Here is a 14,990-nt window from a genome sequence, read left to right as displayed (position 1 = left end):
ACGCGTGGACGGCAGAGCCGTCCACCCTACGGGCGAGCTGCTGAACGTAGGGTGGACGGGTTCCCCGTCCACGCGTCCAGCCAGCTCCAGCGCAGCCGAGACGCTCAGTCGGTGAACAACACCGGCATCTCGTGCGACCTGCGCCGCAACTCCAGCCGCGCCCCATCGTAATCCGCATACACCGACCCAACGACAGCCCAGAAGCGCGGACTGTGGTTCATCTCGCGCAGGTGCGCAAGTTCATGGACGACAACGTAATCGAGCAGCGGAAGCGCGTAGTGGACCAGGCGCCAGTTCAGGCGGATGCTGCCGCCGATCGTGCATGACCCCCAGCGCGTACCGGCCGACGACAGGGTCAGCGCGCTGTAGCGCACGTCCAGCTGCGGTGCGTAGAAATCGAGACGTTCGCTGAACAGGCGTTTCGCTTCGGCCTGGAACCAGATCTTGATGCGCTCCTTGAGCTGCCACTCCGACAGTCCCGGCGTCACGCCGACCCGCAATTCGCGCGTCTCCGCATCGAACACGCAGTGGCTGCGTGGCGCCGGCTGCAGGTGCAGCGTGATCTCGCCACCGAGGTAGGGCAGACGCGCGCCGTCTTCCCACACCAGCGGGGCGCGTTCGGCGCGTTTCGCGCGGCGTTCGCCGCGTTCGTGCAGCTTGGTCAGGATCCAGCGCTGCTTGGCGCGGATCGCGTTGTCGATGTCGGGCAGGATGGCGCGCCGCGGCGCCGTCACGTGCAGGCCGTCGTCGTCGATCATGAAGCCGATCGAGCGGCGCGCCGAGCGTTTCAGTTCGTAGTCGACCGCGTAGTGACCGAGCACGATGCGCCGCAGGGGCGGATCGTCGGTAGTGCGTGGCGGGGAGGGCAAGGTGATGCGGGGCGGGCTTGGCGGGGCCTTGAACAGCGGCTGCGGCGGCACCGGCTTGGGGGCCGGCGCCGGCGGCGCCAGCACGCGCTGGAAGGGTTCCGGCATGCTGGCCGCTTGTGCGAACAAATCGAGTTGGGGCCCGGCGATCTTGGGGGATGTCATGTCATGCGTGGGAGGTGCTTTGATCAGGGCGCCAACTTCGTTCAGCCATCGGTGTAGACGTGGGGCGAAATGACGCGCATTTCTGATTCTATCCAATTTTCGACCTCTTGCATCAGGCTGTCGGGAGTATGGTTTGCCGGCGAGATCGGTTTGCCGATCGAGACGGTCACGAGGCCGGGCCGTTTGATGAACGAATTCTTCGGCCAGCACTCACCTGAATTATGCGCGATCGGCACGACCACGGCTTGGGTTTCTACGGCCAGGCGCGCACCGCCGCTCTTGTACTTTCCCTTTTTTCCAACAGGGATGCGCGTCCCTTCCGGGAACATGATGATCCACTGGCCGTCGGCCAGGCGCCGCTTGCCGTGGCGGACCACGTGGCCGAAGGCGTTCTTGCCTTCGCTGCGGTCGATCGGGATCATGCGCAAGAGCGCCATCGCCCAGCCGAAGAAGGGGATGTACAGGATTTCCTTCTTGAAGACGAAGACCAGCGGGCGAATCAGGTTCGGCAGCAGGAAGATCGTCTCCCACGCCGACTGGTGTTTCGACAGCACGATGGCCGGCGCGTCCGGCAGGTTCTCGTAGCCCTTGAACTGGTAGCGGATGCCGCAAATGACCTTCGCGCACCAGATGATGAAGACGTTCCAGCGCGAGGTCACCCAGAAGCGCTTGTTGTAGGGGAGCGGTGCGGCGAGAAAACAGACGCAGGCCCAGACCACGGTGGCAATCACCATCACGATGGTAAACAACAGGGAACGCAGGAAGGGGACGACGGTACGCAAGGGATTCTCTTCGGTGTTGGTTGAAACTTAGTTGGAACGTGGCGCCGCCTTGAGCAGCGCCGTGACCATCGCCGCCAGGTCGGGGAAGACCTGGGTGCCGGGCGGCAGGCCGCCGGTCTGGTTGGTTTTCTCGCCCTTGCCGGTCAGGACCAGGTAGGGCAGGCAGCCGCTGATGAAACCGGCCTGCAGGTCGCGCAGCGAGTCGCCGACCGTCGGCACGCCTTTCAGGCTGACCTTGAAACGCTGGCTGATCTCCTCGAACATGCCGTTCTTCGGCTTGCGGCAATCGCAGTTGTCGGCCGCCGCATGCGGGCAGAAGAACACTGCGTCGATGTCGGCGCCGACCTGCTGCGCCGCATTGTGCATCTTCTGGTGGATCGCGTTCAGGGTCGGCATGTCGAACAGTTCGCGTGCGATGCCCGACTGGTTCGAGGCGATGATGACGCGGTAGCCGGCCTGGTTCAGGCGTGCAATCGCTTCCAGCGAGCCGGGGATCGGAATCCACTCGGCCGGACTTTTGATGAAATCCGGCGAGTCGTGATTGATGACCCCGTCGCGGTCGAGGATGATCAGCTTCATGGTGAACCTTTACGCCGCCAGCTTGGAGATGTCGGCGACGCGGTTCATCATGCCGTGCAAGCTCGATAGCAGCGCCAGGCGGTTGTTGCGTAGCGCCTCGTCTTCGGCCATCACCATCACGTCGTTGAAGAAGGCATCGACGTCGTCGCGCAGCTGCGCCAGCGTTTTCAGGGTGCCGGCAAAGTCGCCGCCCGCGAATGCCGCGTCGACCTGCGGACGCACGCGTTCCACACTGGCGGCCAGCGTACGCTCGGCTTCTTCCTGCAGCAGGTCCTGGGACACGGTACCGATGGCGGCGTCGGTCTTTTTCAGGATGTTGGTGATGCGCTTGTTGGCGGCGGCCAGCGAGCTCGACTCCGGCAGCGCAGCAAAGGCCTGCACCGCTTCCAGGCGGCCAACGACGTCGTCGACGCGGTCCGGATTCTGGGCCAGCACCGCTTCCACTTCGTTCGGCGTGAAACCGCGCTCGCGCAGCATGCCGCGCAGGCGATCGAGCATGAAGGCTTTTACTTCGGTGGACGGATCTTTGAAAGCCGTCTGGCCCTCGAACACGCGCACAGCGTCCGCCAGCAGCTCGGACAGCGCCAACGGCAGGCGCTTCTCCACCAGCATGCGCATCACGCCCAGCGCATGCCGGCGCAGCGCGAACGGATCCTTCTCTCCGGTCGGCTGCAGGCCGATGGCCCAGATGCCGACCAGGGTTTCCAGCTTGTCCGCCAGCGCGACCACCAGGCCCGTGTTCGTCGACGGCAGCTTGTCGCCGGCAAAGCGTGGCTGATAGTGCTCGGAGGCGGCCAGGGCGACTTCATCGTGCTCGCCGTCGTGGCGCGCGTAATACGTGCCCATGATGCCTTGCAGCTCGGGGAACTCGCCGACCATGTCGGTCAACAGGTCGGCTTTCGCCAGGCGCGCGCCGCGTTCGGCCAGGGCGACGTCGTAGCCCAAACGTTTGGCGATGGCGCCGGCCAGCTGCGTCACGCGTTCGGTGCGTTCGGCTTGCGTGCCCAGCTTGTTGTGGTAGACGACATTCGCCAGTTGCGGCAGGCGCGATTCCAGCGTCTTCTTCTTGTCCTGCTCGAAGAAGAACTTGGCGTCAGACAGGCGCGGGCGCACCACGCGCTCGTTGCCGCCGACGATGTGCTGCGGATCGTCGGTGGCGATATTCGAGACGATCAGGAAGCGCGAACGCAGCTTGCCTTCGCTATCGGTCAGCGCGAAATATTTTTGATTGGTCTGCATGGTGAGGATCAGGCATTCCTGCGGCACCGACAGGAAGGTCTCCTCGAAACGGCATTCGTACACCACCGGCCATTCGACCAGGGCCGCGACTTCGTCCAGCAGCGATTCCGGCATCAGCACCTGGTCGGCGCCGGCTTTTTCCAGCAACTGGGCGCGGATGCTTTCCTTGCGCGCTTCGGCAGAGGACAGCACCTTGCCTTCGTTTTCCAGCACGCTGGCGTACTGGTCGGCATGCGCCACGGCGATCGCGCCGCCATGCGACAGGAAGCGGTGGCCCACGGTCTCGCGGCCGGCTTGCAGGCCGAGCAGCGACAGCGGCAGTACCTGTTCGCCATGCAGGGCCAGCAGCAGGTGCACCGGGCGCACGAACTGCACGGTGGCGCCGTCGGGACGCTGGTAACTCATGACCTTCGGGATCGGCAGCTTGGCGACGGTCTCGCCCAGCACGTCCTGCAGGCCGCCGGCCAGCGCGCTGCCGGGAGCGGTATGGGTGTAGAAGAAGCTTTCGGCTTTACCGTCCTGGGCGCGTTCGAGGTCGGCGATGTTCAGGTCGGGGAAACCGAGGGCGGCCAGCTTCTTGGCCAGCGGCGCGCTCGGGTTGCCTTCCTTGTCCAGTGCGACCGAGACCGGCAGCACCTTTTCGCGGATCGATTTATCGGGCGAGGTGGCGCGCACGTTGGTGATCGAGACGGCCAGGCGGCGCGGCGTGGCGTAGGGCGTAACGACGCTGTCAAGCTCCAGGAAGTCGCGCGCTTTCAATCCATTGGCGATGCCGGCGGCAAAGGCCGCGCCCAGTTTGACCAGCGCTTTCGGTGGCAGTTCTTCGGTCTGCAGTTCGACGAGTAGTGTTTGATTCATGGGTTCTGTTCTTGTCTGTTCCGGGACTCAGGCAGCAGCTGCGACAGCCGTCGGTGCCATTGGGAAGCCGAGCTTTTCGCGCGAATCGTAATAGGCCTGGGCCACCAGACGCGAAAGCGTGCGTACGCGGCCGATGTAGGCGGCGCGCTCGGTCACGGAAATGGCGCCGCGCGCATCGAGCATGTTGAAGCTGTGCGAGGCCTTCATGATCTGCTCGTAGGCCGGCAGCGTCAGTTCCAGTTCAATCAGGCGCTTGGCTTCGGATTCGTGGTTGGCGAAGGCCTGGAACAGCAGCTCGGTATTGGCGTGCTCGAAGTTGTAGGTCGACTGCTCGACTTCGTTCTGGTGGAACACGTCGCCGTACGACAGCTTTTTCGTCTGCCCATTCTCTTCCCACTCGGTCCAGACCAGGTCGTAGACGTTTTCGACGCCCTGCAGGTACATCGCCAGGCGCTCGATCCCGTAGGTGATCTCGCCCAGCACCGGCTTGCAATCGAGGCCGCCGACTTGCTGAAAATAGGTGAATTGGGTCACTTCCATGCCGTTCAGCCAGACTTCCCAGCCGAGGCCCCAGGCGCCCAGGGTCGGGCTTTCCCAGTCGTCTTCCACGAAACGCACGTCGTTCTTCTTGAGGTCGAGTCCCAGCGCTTCGAGCGAACCGAGGTACAAATCGAGGATGTTTTCCGGCGCCGGTTTCAGCACCACCTGGTACTGGTAATAGTGCTGCAGGCGGTTCGGATTCTCGCCATAGCGGCCATCCTTCGGGCGGCGCGAGGGTTGCACATAGGCGGCGCGCCACGGCTCCGGGCCGATCGCGCGCAAGAAAGTGCCGGTGTGGAAGGTGCCGGCGCCCACTTCCATGTCGTAGGGCTGGAGCAGGGCGCAGCCTTGCTTGTCCCAATAGGTTTGCAAGGTCAGGATGATTTGTTGGAATGTGAGCATCGTGGGTAACGCCGCAGTAAGTTTGCCAAATGACCAATTCTAGCGGGTTTTGCCCGGCCTCTGGGACCTAGTTCACCTCAGCTATTCGACATCGGCCTTTTTGTTCCGATAATGTCGCCCGGACAGCCAGGCCCCGGCCAGGGCCAGGGCGCCCAGCAACAGGAAGGCATGGCTGCCGAAGCGGATGAATGGCGTCATGCCGGTCGTGCCGCGCACGGTCGCGCTCAGCACGCCCTCGGTATAGAAAGGCAGCGCCTGCTGCACGCGGCCGCGGTGGTCGATGATGGCGGTGGCGCCGTCGTTGGTCGAGCGCAGCATCGGGCGGCCCGTTTCCAGCGTGCGCATGCGCGAAATCTGCAAGTGTTGCGGGATCGCGTACGACTGGCCGTACCAGGACAGGTTCGACATGTTCAGCAGCAGCGTCGCCGGGCGCGGTGCATTGCGCAACTGATAAGCGATCTCTTCGCCGAACACGTCTTCGTAGCAAATGTTCGGCAACACCAGCTGATCCTTGACGGCGAACGGCAGTTGCAGCGCCTTGCCACGGGTAGCGTCGTTCAGCGGAATGTTCAGCATGTCGGTGAACCAGCGGAAGCCGGGCGGGATGAATTCGCCGAAGGGCACCAGGTGCGCCTTGTCGTAGCGGTAGGGCGCCGGCTGTGGCGACAGTGCGATCACGCTGTTGGCGTACTGGCGCGGACCATCGAGCAAGGGAATGCCGACCGCGAGCGTGCTGCCGCTGCCGCTGGCGAAGCGTTGCAGGCTCTCGAGGTAACCCGGCGGCAATTGCTGCGGAAAACTCGGAATAGCGGTTTCCGGCGTGGCGATCAGGTCGGCCGGGGCCGCCGTGATCATCCCGTGATAACGCTGCAGGATGCTGGTCAGGAAAGCCTGGTCGAATTTTTGATCTTGCGGAACATTGCCCTGCAACAAACGTACCGTGATCGGCGACCCGGTTTGCTCGGTCCATTCGATGTGGCGCAACGTGTAGCCAGACACCAGCACGGCGCCCAGCAGGCCGATCGCCCAGGGGCGCGAACGCTGCGTCAGCAGCACCAGGCAGCCGCCGCACAAGGCCACCAGCATGCCGATGCCGTACACGCCAATCAGCGGCGCGAAGCCGGCCAGGGGCGCCGTATCGTGGGCGTAGCCCGAGACCGACCAGGGGAAGCCCGTAAACACCCAGCCGCGCATCCATTCCGACACACCCCAGGTCACCGGCAACACCAGCAGCACAAAGGCGGCGATCGGCAGCGACCAGCGCCGCCGCAGCCAGGCGGCGACACCAGTGGCGATGGCGCCGAACAGGCCCATGTACAAGCCGAGCAGGACGATGCCGAGCGCGCCCAGGATCGCCGGCAAGTGGGCGAAGCGGGTCATCAGAATATACAGCCAGTGCATGGCGCCGACCGACCAGCCGAAGCCGAAGGCCCAGCCGAGCAGGGTGGCGCGTTTCACGGAATTGCCGAGCCCGACCCGGTAGAAAATATAGGCCAGCAGGATGAACTGCAGCGGCCACCAGCCAAAGGGTTCGAACGAGAGGACGGAGGCGCCGCCGGCCAGGGCGGCCAGCACGAGTTCACGCAGGGAAGGACGCGCGCCCCGCACAGTTGGCGCAACGGGCACAGGCGCGCTGGCGGAACGGCGGCGCAGCATCAGGCGTCGTCGTCGCGGGCGTGCTGCGCGTGCGGCAGCTTTTCGACCAGCAAAACGTGGATCTGGCGCGCATCGGCGCGCAGCACTTCGAAGCGCAGATTACGCAGGGTAAATTCCTCGCCCTTGTGCGGCATGCGGCCGAGGTGGCCAGCGACAAAGCCGCCGATGGTGTCGGCTTCGTCTTCGGGCAGGTCGACGCCGATTTCTTCGTTGAACTGGTCGATTTCCGTCAGCGCTTTCACGCGCCAGCGTGGACCGAGCTGGCCTTCCTTGACCGACAGGACATTGTCTTCTTCCTCGTCGAAATCGTATTCGTCCTCGATGTCGCCGACGATCTGTTCCAACACGTCTTCGATCGTGATCAGGCCGGCCACGCCGCTGTACTCGTCGACGACGATCGCCATGTGGTTGTGGTTGGCGCGGAAATCGCGCAGCAGCACGTTCAGGCGTTTCGATTCCGGAATGAAAATCGCCGGGCGCAGCATGGCGCGCACGTCGAAGGTTTTCTCGGTGTAATAACGCAACAAATCCTTGGCCAGCAGGATACCGACTACCTTGTCGCGCTCGCCTTCGATGGCGGGGAAGCGCGAGTGCTGGGTTTGCAGCACGATCGGCAGCCATTCCTCGATTGGATCGGTGATGTCGATCACGTCCATCTGGGAACGGGGCACCATGATGTCGCGCGCCGACAGGTCGGAGACCTGGAACACACCCTCGATCATCGACAGGGCGTCGGCGTCGATCAGGTTGCGCTCGTGTGCTTCGTGCAGCACTTCGAGCAGCTCGGTGCGGTTTTCTGGCTCAGGGGAGATGAGTGCGGTCAGTCGTTCGAAGAGCGACCGGTGGGGTTTGGCGTCCGATCGGACGTCACTGGGATACTCGGGCATAGTTGGCGTGAAGCCGTTGTTGCGATGGACGTAGCATACACCAAAAGCGGACCCGCCAGAGCGCGCGAGGTGCCGCGGCCCTGCCATGAGCAAGCCCGGCAGGCTTGATTTATCATGTTTCAATTGGTCAAATAACAAAGGAAACAGCATGCCCGCCCTCACCATCAATGGCAGCACCACGAACCTCGACGTGCCCGACGACATGCCCCTGTTGTGGGTGCTGCGCGACGTCGCCGGCCTGACCGGCACCAAGTTCGGCTGCGGCCAGGCCCTGTGCGGCGCCTGCACCGTCCATCTCGACGGCCAGCCGATCCGTTCCTGCGTGACGCCGGTATCAAGCGCGGCAGGCAAGAAAATCGTCACCATCGAAGCCATTGGCCAGGACCCGGTTGGCGCCAAGGTGCAGGATGCCTGGCGCCAGATCGACGTGGTGCAGTGCGGATACTGCCAGTCCGGCCAGATCATGTCGGCCACCGCCTTGCTGCAAACGACGCCGAAGCCGAGCGATACCGACATCGACAATGCGATGTCCGGCAACATCTGCCGCTGCGGTACCTATGGACGCATCCGCCAGGCGATCAAGATCGCCGCCAGCAAATAAGGTCCCACATGAACCAACATAAAGTACCCAATTCCCGGCGCCGTTTCATGCAGCTCGGGGCGACCGCCGGCGGGGGGCTGTTGTTCGGCTTCTCGCTGTTCGGTTGCAGCAAGGATGGCGACCGCAAGGAAGCACCGCCTGAAAAGGCGGTCGGCCAGGCTTCGACCGAACATTCCGACACCCCGCCGGGCCTGGCGCGCGACGCCTTTATCCGCATCGACCGCGCCGGCATCGTCACCCTGGTCATCCACAAGGTCGAGATGGGGCAGGGCACGTTTACATCGATGCCGATGCTGCTGGCCGAGGAACTGGGTGCCGACCTGTCTAAAGTGAAACTCGAGCAGGCGCCGGCCAACAACGAACTGTATGCCGATCCACTGCTCGGCGGCCAGGTGACTGGCGGTTCGACCTCGGTGCGCGGCGCCTGGAAGCCGCTGCGCGAAGCGGGCGCCATGGTGCGCAGCGTGCTGGTGCAGGCCGCCGCGAAAAACTGGAATGTCGATACGAACGAGCTGCAAGTCGTGGCCGGTTCGGTGCGCCACCAGGCTTCGGGCCGTTCGGCCCATTTCGGTGAGCTGGTCGACGCGGCATCGAAGATGGAGTTGCCGAAAAACGTCAAGCTGAAGGCGCCGGAGCAATACGTGCTGATCGGCAAATCGATGCGGCGCCTCGATTCGGCCGCTAAAACCAATGGCGAAGCGCTGTTCGGCATCGACGCGCGCCTGCCGAATATGGGCATTGCCGCGGTAGCTGCTTCGCCGGTCACCGGCGGCAAGCTGGCCGGCGTGGACGAAGCGAAAGCGATGGCCGTGAAAGGCGTGCGCCAGGTGCTGCGCCTGGAGGGCGCGGTGGCCGTCGTGGCCGACCATTTCTGGGCCGCCAAGCAGGGCCTGGCGGCGGCCGCGCCGCGCTGGGACGATGGCGCCAACGGCAAGGTATCGCTGGCTGGTATCGTCGGCGACATGATGAAGGTGTCGGAAGGCACGGGTGCGGTGGCCAAGAACGCCGGCGACGCCGTCAAGGCGCTCGACCAGGCGGGTGGACGCAAGGTCGAAGCCGTCTATGAAATGCCCTTCCTTGCCCACGCGACCATGGAACCGATGAATTGCACGGTCGACTTGCGCGCCGATGGTTGCGACCTGTGGGTCGGCACGCAGGTGCCGGCGCTGGCGCAGGGTGCCGCCGCCAAGGTGGCCGGCATCCCGGTCGACAAGGTCAAGGTCCACAATTACTACATTGGCGGCGGTTTCGGCAGGCGCCTGGAAGTCGATTACGTGATCCAGGCAGTCGCCTTTGCGAAACTGACCAAGGGACCGGTGAAATTCATCTGGACCCGCGAAGAAGATATCCAGCACGATATGTTCCGTCCGTATTACGTGGACCGGCTGGCGGCGCGCCTGGACGACAAGGGACGCGTCGCGGCCTGGTTCCACCGCGTGACGGGCTCGTCGATCATGGCGCGCTTTGCACCGCCGGCGGTCAAGAATGGCGTCGATCCGGATGCGGTCGAGGGCGCGGCCGACTTGCAATACACGATTCCCGACATGCGTGTGGAGTACGTGCGCCACGAACCGGCGGGCGTGCCGACCGCCTTCTGGCGCGGCGTCGGTCCGACCCATAACGTATTCGTGGTGGAAAGTTTTATCGACGAGCTGGCACAAGCCGCGAAACAGGACCCGGTGGCTTTCCGCCGTGCCTTGCTCGATAAATCGCCGCGTACGCTGGGCGTGCTGAACCTGGCGGCGCAAAAGGCGGGCTGGGGCAAGCCGCTGGCGCCGGTCGTGGGGCGCAAGGTCGGGCGTGGCGTGTCGACCCAGTTTGCCTTCGGCAGCTACATGGCGCAGGTGGCGGAAGTGTCGGTCGGCCCCGACGGCGACGTGCGCGTGCACCGCGTCGTCTGCGCGGTCGATTGCGGCCAGGCCATCAATCCCGACACCATCGTCGCCCAGATGGAAGGCGGCATCGTGTTCGGCGCCACGGCGGCGCTGTGGAACGAGATCACCCTGGAGAAGGGACGGGTGCAGCAGACCAACTTCGGCGATTACCGCATGATGCGCATCAACGAGGCGCCCAGGGTCGAAGTGCACATCGTCACCAGTACGGACGAGCCGGGCGGTATCGGCGAGCCGGGCACGGCCGGCATTGCGCCGGCGCTGACGAATGCCGTGTTTGCGGCGACGGGCAAGCGGATTCGCAAGTTGCCGATTGGCGAACAGTTGAAGGGGTAAATGAAAACGCCACTGTTAACAGTGGCGTAATGTAGGGTGGGCTCTTGAGCCCACGCGGATTACCGCATGCGTCGTGACAGCGAGATTCCATCCTTCAATGCTCGCGTCGTGACGCGGAACGCACCAGATCGCATCTGCACGACCGCGTGGGCACAAGTGCCCACCCTACAACGGCACACCCATTATTCGGTTGCGTACGGATCCGGATAGCCGAGCACTTCCATGATGTCGCGCTCGAACTGCTCCATCTCTTCGGCTTCCTCGTCATGCTCGTGGTCATACCCCTGGGCATGCAGCACGCCATGCACCACCAGGTGCGCCGCATGTTCCTCGACCGTCTTTTTCTGTTCCTCGGCTTCGCGCTGCAGCACGTCCGTGCACAGGATGATGTCGGCCTGGGTCGGTTCGTCATCAAGCAGTTCTTCGCCTTCGTTATAGGCAAAGGTCAGCACGTTGGTCGCATAGTCCTTGCCGCGGTAGTCGCGGTTCAGCACTTGCCCCTCGGCACTGTCGACGAAACGGACGGTCAGCTCGGCCGGGCCGAGCAGGGTGGCGCGCACCCAGCGCTCGACCAGCTCCGGGGTGATCGACGCTTCCAGGCGGGCGTCCGGGTACTGGACGTCGAGGTCAAGCGGATGGTTTTTTTCTTGCATTGCGGGTAGTCGTTGGTTTTGGAAGGGCGCCCATTTCCTGGACTGCCGTTGCCTTTTCGTAGGCATCGACGATGCGGCCGACCAGCGGGTGGCGCACCACGTCGGCGCTCGAGAATTGCGTAAAGGCGATACCGCGCACGTCTTTCAGCACGTGCATGGCGTCGACCAGGCCGCTGCGCTGGGTTTTATGCAGGTCGACCTGGGTGACGTCGCCCGTCACCACGGCCTTGCTGCCGAACCCGATACGCGTCAGGAACATTTTCATTTGTTCGACGGTCGTGTTCTGCGCTTCGTCGAGGATCACGAAGGCGTGGTTCAGCGTACGGCCGCGCATGTAGGCCAGCGGCGCGATCTCGATTACCTGCTTCTCGAACAGTTTTTGCGTGCGGTCAAAGCCGAGCAGGTCGTACAGCGCGTCGTACAGCGGACGCAGGTAGGGGTCGACCTTCTGGCTCATGTCGCCCGGCAAGAAGCCAAGACGCTCGCCCGCTTCCACGGCTGGACGGGTCAGGATGATGCGTTTTACGGCATCGCGCTCGAGCGCGTCCACGGCGCAGGCGACGGCCAGGTAGGTTTTACCGGTGCCGGCAGGGCCGATGCCGAAGCTGATGTCGTGCTCGAGTACCGCTTTCAGGTACTGGATCTGGTGCGGCGTGCGTCCGCGCAGGTCGCTGCGGCGGGTTTTCAGCATCGGGCTGACGAGTTCGGATTCGTCGACGCCTTCCTCGGGCGCAGCAGATACGGCCTCGGCTTTCGGCTCGGCGCCTTCGACGGTCGGGCGCAGGCCGGCGCGCTGTTCGACCAGGGCCAGCTGCACTTCTTCGATCGGTACGACCTTGTTGGCCACCGCATAGAAGCGTTCCAGCAATTCGACCGCGCGCTCGGCATTGGCGCCGGTGACGATGAATTTCTCGCCGCGGCGGAAGATGGTCACGTCGAGCGCTGCGCCGATCTGGCGCAGGTTTTCGTCGAGCGGACCGCACAGGTGGGCGAGCCGCGTGTTATCGAGCGGCTCGGGAATGAAATAAGACGGCAGTGATGGCTGTGTTTTCAACTGGCTATGGCAATCGTATCGAGATTGGCGACGAGTTCGCCGCGCAGTGAATAATCCAGGCTTTCGGTAACGCGTACGTCGACCAGTTGGCCGACCAGTGCATTGCCCGCGGTGCCTGGAGCGAAAATGACCACCCGGTTGCTCTCGGTGCGGCCTTGCAATTCAGACGGATCCTTCTTCGACGGTCCCTCCACCAGCACACGCTGGACCGTGCCGACCATCGCCGCGCTGTACTTGCGCGTGTTGGCATCGATCAGGGCTTGCAGGCGCTGCAGGCGCGCCAGCTTGACCTCGTGCGGGGTATCGTCTTCCAGGTTCGCGGCCGGCGTACCGGGACGCTTACTGAAAATAAAACTGAAACTGTTATCGAAGCCGACGTCCTGCACCAGCTTCATCATGGCCTCGAAATCGGCATCGGTTTCACCGGGGAAGCCCACGATGAAGTCCGACGAGATCGCGATGTCGGGGCGCACCGCACGAATGCGGCGAATGATCGATTTGTACTCCAGCCCTGTATAGCCGCGCTTCATGGCGCCGAGGATGCGGTCGGAACCATGCTGCACCGGCAGATACAGGTGGTTCACCAGCTGCGGGATCTTGGCGTAGGCGTCGATCAGGCGCTGGGTAAATTCCTTCGGGTGGCTGGTGACGAAACGCAAGCGCTCGATACCGGGAATATCGGCAATGTATTCGAGCAGCAAGGCAAAGTCGGCAACCTCTCCACTTTCCATCTGGCCGCGGAAGGCATTCACGTTCTGGCCCAGCAGCATGATTTCCTTCACGCCCTGGGCCGCCAGGCCAGCCACTTCCGTCAGCACGTCTTCGAAGCGGCGCGATACTTCCTCGCCGCGGGTGTAGGGCACCACGCAGTAACTGCAATACTTGCTGCAGCCTTCCATGATCGACACATAGGCCACCGGGCCGTCGATCTTGGCTGGCGGCAAATGGTCGAACTTCTCGATTTCCGGGAAGCTGATGTCGACCTGGGCCGTACCGGTATGGCGGCGCTCGCGGATCATTTGCGGCAAGCGGTGCAGGGTTTGCGGCCCGAACACCATGTCGACGTGCGGCGCGCGCTTGACGATGGCTTCGCCTTCCTGCGAAGCGACGCATCCACCCACACCAATAATGAGGTCGGGACGTTCGCGTTTCAAGGCGCGCAGGCGCCCCAGGTCGGAAAATACTTTTTCCTGCGCCTTTTCGCGGACAGAACACGTATTAAAGAGGATGACGTCGGCATCGTCCGGCGTATCGGTACGCACGAGCCCATCGGAAGCGCCGAGGACGTCTGCCATCTTGTCCGAGTCGTACTCGTTCATCTGGCAACCAAAGGTTTTGATAAATACTTTTTTCTGCATGAGTGCTGGCGGGAAAGGGAGGGCGGAGGCCGTGACAAGGCAACAAGCGAGTTTACCGTAATTCAGTGCCGTTCACCGAAAAACGGCGTATGCAGCCGCGATATTTAGTGCAATCAGGAACTAAGTGTTGCTTGGCTTAAGGCGATTGTCATTATATTCAGATTGTTAAATTGCGCTTAGGAATCAAATCGCGGAGAGTAAGGCAGAGTCTGGGCTTGCTCAATATATTTCCTGTTGTAAATCAAGACCTTCGCCTCAAATTCTTTTACACAAATTACTAAAAAAAATCTCTTGCGTGCGCCACAAATTATCTCCATGTGTTGAAATGCTTATGTGACAAGCTTTCCACGCGATAGCTTGATTTCGAACAATGAGTCATGTGCTCAGGACGCACACATTGGGTTCGTAAGAGTCTGATAATTTGTTTGAAAGACAAGTGCGTTCGGGGAGTGTTAAGCAGGACGCATGTACGCCGGCATTGTTTTTAAGCCAGGACTCAGACTTGTTCTGCAGACTCTATTCGGAATCATGGCTGAGAAGCATGTCCGGGAACTTATGTTGACGAAAGCACGTCGTTTTCAAAAGTTCGTAACGGAACTATTTTATTCACTTTACGAGGTAAACCATCATGGCACACCATGCTTTGTCATCACAGGAAAGCTACAACCCGAACCACCTGCTCGACATCTTGCTGGGCAAGATGCAGCTGAAGAATGACGCGGCCCTGTCGCGCATGCTCGAGGTGGCGCCACCGGTCATCAGCAAGATCCGCCACCACCGCCTGCCGGTCGGCGCCTCGCTGCTGATCCGCATGCACGAAGTCACCGGCATGAGCATCCGCGACCTGCGCGACCTGATGGGCGATCGCCGCACCAAATACCGCCTGTCCGATGCCCAGGGCCGCCCGAAGCCAGAAGAGAAGGCAGCCGCCGCCGCAGCAGCAGCAGCCCAGCAACAGCCAGCGCAGAACAACGAGGCAACGCCTTCGTCGTCCGGCAACTATGCGCACTAATGCCGGCGGCGTGGCAGGTTTCACTGCCATGCCCCCGGTAATGCCAGGCAGCGGCCCGGCGTCCTGAGCGACGCTGCGCACGCTGCCTTTTTCTTTTGCGCGTCCGCTGG

Annotated in this window: 13 protein-coding genes; 3 read left to right on the top strand and 10 right to left on the bottom strand. The window is 62.8% G+C overall.

All coding sequences use genetic code 11. The annotated features are described in order from the left end of the window. Positions 1-104: 104 nt before the first annotated feature. From AC56LG_RS07450 to AC56LG_RS07420, 7 genes are all read right to left on the bottom strand, one after another. The gene (locus tag AC56LG_RS07450; RefSeq protein WP_497165469.1) at positions 105-1,031 is read right to left on the bottom strand and encodes a M48 family metallopeptidase; all 927 of its coding nucleotides are present in this window, start codon (positions 1,029-1,031) and stop codon (positions 105-107) included. Between the two features lie 41 nt (positions 1,032-1,072). Further along, the gene (locus tag AC56LG_RS07445; RefSeq protein WP_497165830.1) at positions 1,073-1,765 is read right to left on the bottom strand and encodes a lysophospholipid acyltransferase family protein; all 693 of its coding nucleotides are present in this window, start codon (positions 1,763-1,765) and stop codon (positions 1,073-1,075) included. A 75-nt stretch (positions 1,766-1,840) separates the two neighbouring features. After that, on the bottom strand, positions 1,841-2,392 hold the full coding sequence (gene gmhB / locus AC56LG_RS07440) for a D-glycero-beta-D-manno-heptose 1,7-bisphosphate 7-phosphatase (RefSeq protein WP_497165468.1): 552 nt from the start codon (positions 2,390-2,392) through the stop codon (positions 1,841-1,843). 9 nt (positions 2,393-2,401) lie between these two features. Then, positions 2,402-4,489, bottom strand: coding sequence for a glycine--tRNA ligase subunit beta (gene glyS, locus AC56LG_RS07435; RefSeq protein WP_497165467.1), 2,088 nt, complete (start codon positions 4,487-4,489; stop codon positions 2,402-2,404). Positions 4,490-4,516: 27 nt separating this feature from the next. After that, positions 4,517-5,431, bottom strand: a complete 915-nt coding sequence (glyQ, locus tag AC56LG_RS07430; protein WP_497165466.1) for a glycine--tRNA ligase subunit alpha — start codon at positions 5,429-5,431, stop codon at positions 4,517-4,519. 81 nt (positions 5,432-5,512) lie between these two features. Next, entirely contained in the window at positions 5,513-7,087 is a 1,575-nt protein-coding gene (gene lnt, locus AC56LG_RS07425) for an apolipoprotein N-acyltransferase (protein WP_497165465.1), read from the bottom strand. Then, on the bottom strand, positions 7,087-7,974 hold the full coding sequence (locus tag AC56LG_RS07420; RefSeq protein WP_497165464.1) for a CorC family transporter: 888 nt from the start codon (positions 7,972-7,974) through the stop codon (positions 7,087-7,089). Before AC56LG_RS07420 ends, lnt begins: the two co-directional genes overlap by 1 nt. A 148-nt stretch (positions 7,975-8,122) precedes the next feature. Between AC56LG_RS07420 and AC56LG_RS07415 the strand changes: the two genes are divergently transcribed. Together AC56LG_RS07415 and AC56LG_RS07410 are read left to right on the top strand one after the other, a co-directional pair. Beyond that, positions 8,123-8,575, top strand: coding sequence for a (2Fe-2S)-binding protein (locus AC56LG_RS07415; protein ID WP_497165463.1), 453 nt, complete (start codon positions 8,123-8,125; stop codon positions 8,573-8,575). An 8-nt stretch (positions 8,576-8,583) separates the two neighbouring features. Next, positions 8,584-10,803 (top strand): xanthine dehydrogenase family protein molybdopterin-binding subunit, encoded by a 2,220-nt coding sequence (locus tag AC56LG_RS07410; RefSeq protein WP_497165462.1) that lies wholly within the window; start codon positions 8,584-8,586, stop codon positions 10,801-10,803. Positions 10,804-10,985: 182 nt separating this feature from the next. Here AC56LG_RS07410 and ybeY read toward each other — a convergent pair whose 3' ends face one another. The 3 genes from ybeY to miaB are packed head-to-tail and all read right to left on the bottom strand — an operon-like array spanning position 10,986 to position 13,868. After that, positions 10,986-11,456 carry an rRNA maturation RNase YbeY gene (gene ybeY / locus AC56LG_RS07405; protein WP_497165461.1) on the bottom strand — a complete coding sequence of 157 codons (471 nt, stop codon included), beginning with the start codon at positions 11,454-11,456 and terminating at the stop codon, positions 10,986-10,988. Next, entirely contained in the window at positions 11,431-12,510 is a 1,080-nt protein-coding gene (locus tag AC56LG_RS07400; protein WP_497165460.1) for a PhoH family protein, read from the bottom strand. The genes ybeY and AC56LG_RS07400 overlap by 26 nt, the downstream gene beginning before the upstream one ends. Continuing rightward, positions 12,507-13,868, bottom strand: coding sequence for a tRNA (N6-isopentenyl adenosine(37)-C2)-methylthiotransferase MiaB (miaB, locus tag AC56LG_RS07395; protein ID WP_497165459.1), 1,362 nt, complete (start codon positions 13,866-13,868; stop codon positions 12,507-12,509). Before miaB ends, AC56LG_RS07400 begins: the two co-directional genes overlap by 4 nt. Before the next feature lie 628 nt (positions 13,869-14,496). On the opposite strand from miaB, the gene AC56LG_RS07390 reads away from it, so the two are divergent. Then, positions 14,497-14,880 (top strand): hypothetical protein, encoded by a 384-nt coding sequence (locus tag AC56LG_RS07390; RefSeq protein ID WP_192052690.1) that lies wholly within the window; start codon positions 14,497-14,499, stop codon positions 14,878-14,880. Positions 14,881-14,990 lie beyond the last annotated feature (110 nt).

The organism is Telluria sp. ZB2R32 (assembly GCF_059685715.1).
This window is presented reverse-complemented; position numbering and strand designations above follow the sequence as displayed.

Bases quoted from the DNA above. Each gene is read 5' to 3' on its own strand.
- AC56LG_RS07450 (WP_497165469.1), bottom strand. From the start codon at position 1,031: ATGACATCCCCCAAGATCGCCGGGCCCCAACTCGATTTGTTCGCACAA.
- AC56LG_RS07445 (WP_497165830.1), bottom strand. From the start codon at position 1,765: ATGGTGATTGCCACCGTGGTCTGGGCCTGCGTCTGTTTTCTCGCCGCA.
- gmhB (WP_497165468.1), bottom strand. From the start codon at position 2,392: ATGAAGCTGATCATCCTCGACCGCGACGGGGTCATCAATCACGACTCG.
- glyS (WP_497165467.1), bottom strand. From the start codon at position 4,489: ATGAATCAAACACTACTCGTCGAACTGCAGACCGAAGAACTGCCACCG.
- glyQ (WP_497165466.1), bottom strand. From the start codon at position 5,431: ATGCTCACATTCCAACAAATCATCCTGACCTTGCAAACCTATTGGGAC.
- lnt (WP_497165465.1), bottom strand. From the start codon at position 7,087: ATGCTGCGCCGCCGTTCCGCCAGCGCGCCTGTGCCCGTTGCGCCAACT.
- AC56LG_RS07420 (WP_497165464.1), bottom strand. From the start codon at position 7,974: ATGCCCGAGTATCCCAGTGACGTCCGATCGGACGCCAAACCCCACCGG.
- AC56LG_RS07415 (WP_497165463.1), top strand. From the start codon at position 8,123: ATGCCCGCCCTCACCATCAATGGCAGCACCACGAACCTCGACGTGCCC.
- AC56LG_RS07410 (WP_497165462.1), top strand. From the start codon at position 8,584: ATGAACCAACATAAAGTACCCAATTCCCGGCGCCGTTTCATGCAGCTC.
- ybeY (WP_497165461.1), bottom strand. From the start codon at position 11,456: ATGCAAGAAAAAAACCATCCGCTTGACCTCGACGTCCAGTACCCGGAC.
- miaB (WP_497165459.1), bottom strand. From the start codon at position 13,868: ATGCAGAAAAAAGTATTTATCAAAACCTTTGGTTGCCAGATGAACGAG.
- AC56LG_RS07390 (WP_192052690.1), top strand. From the start codon at position 14,497: ATGGCACACCATGCTTTGTCATCACAGGAAAGCTACAACCCGAACCAC.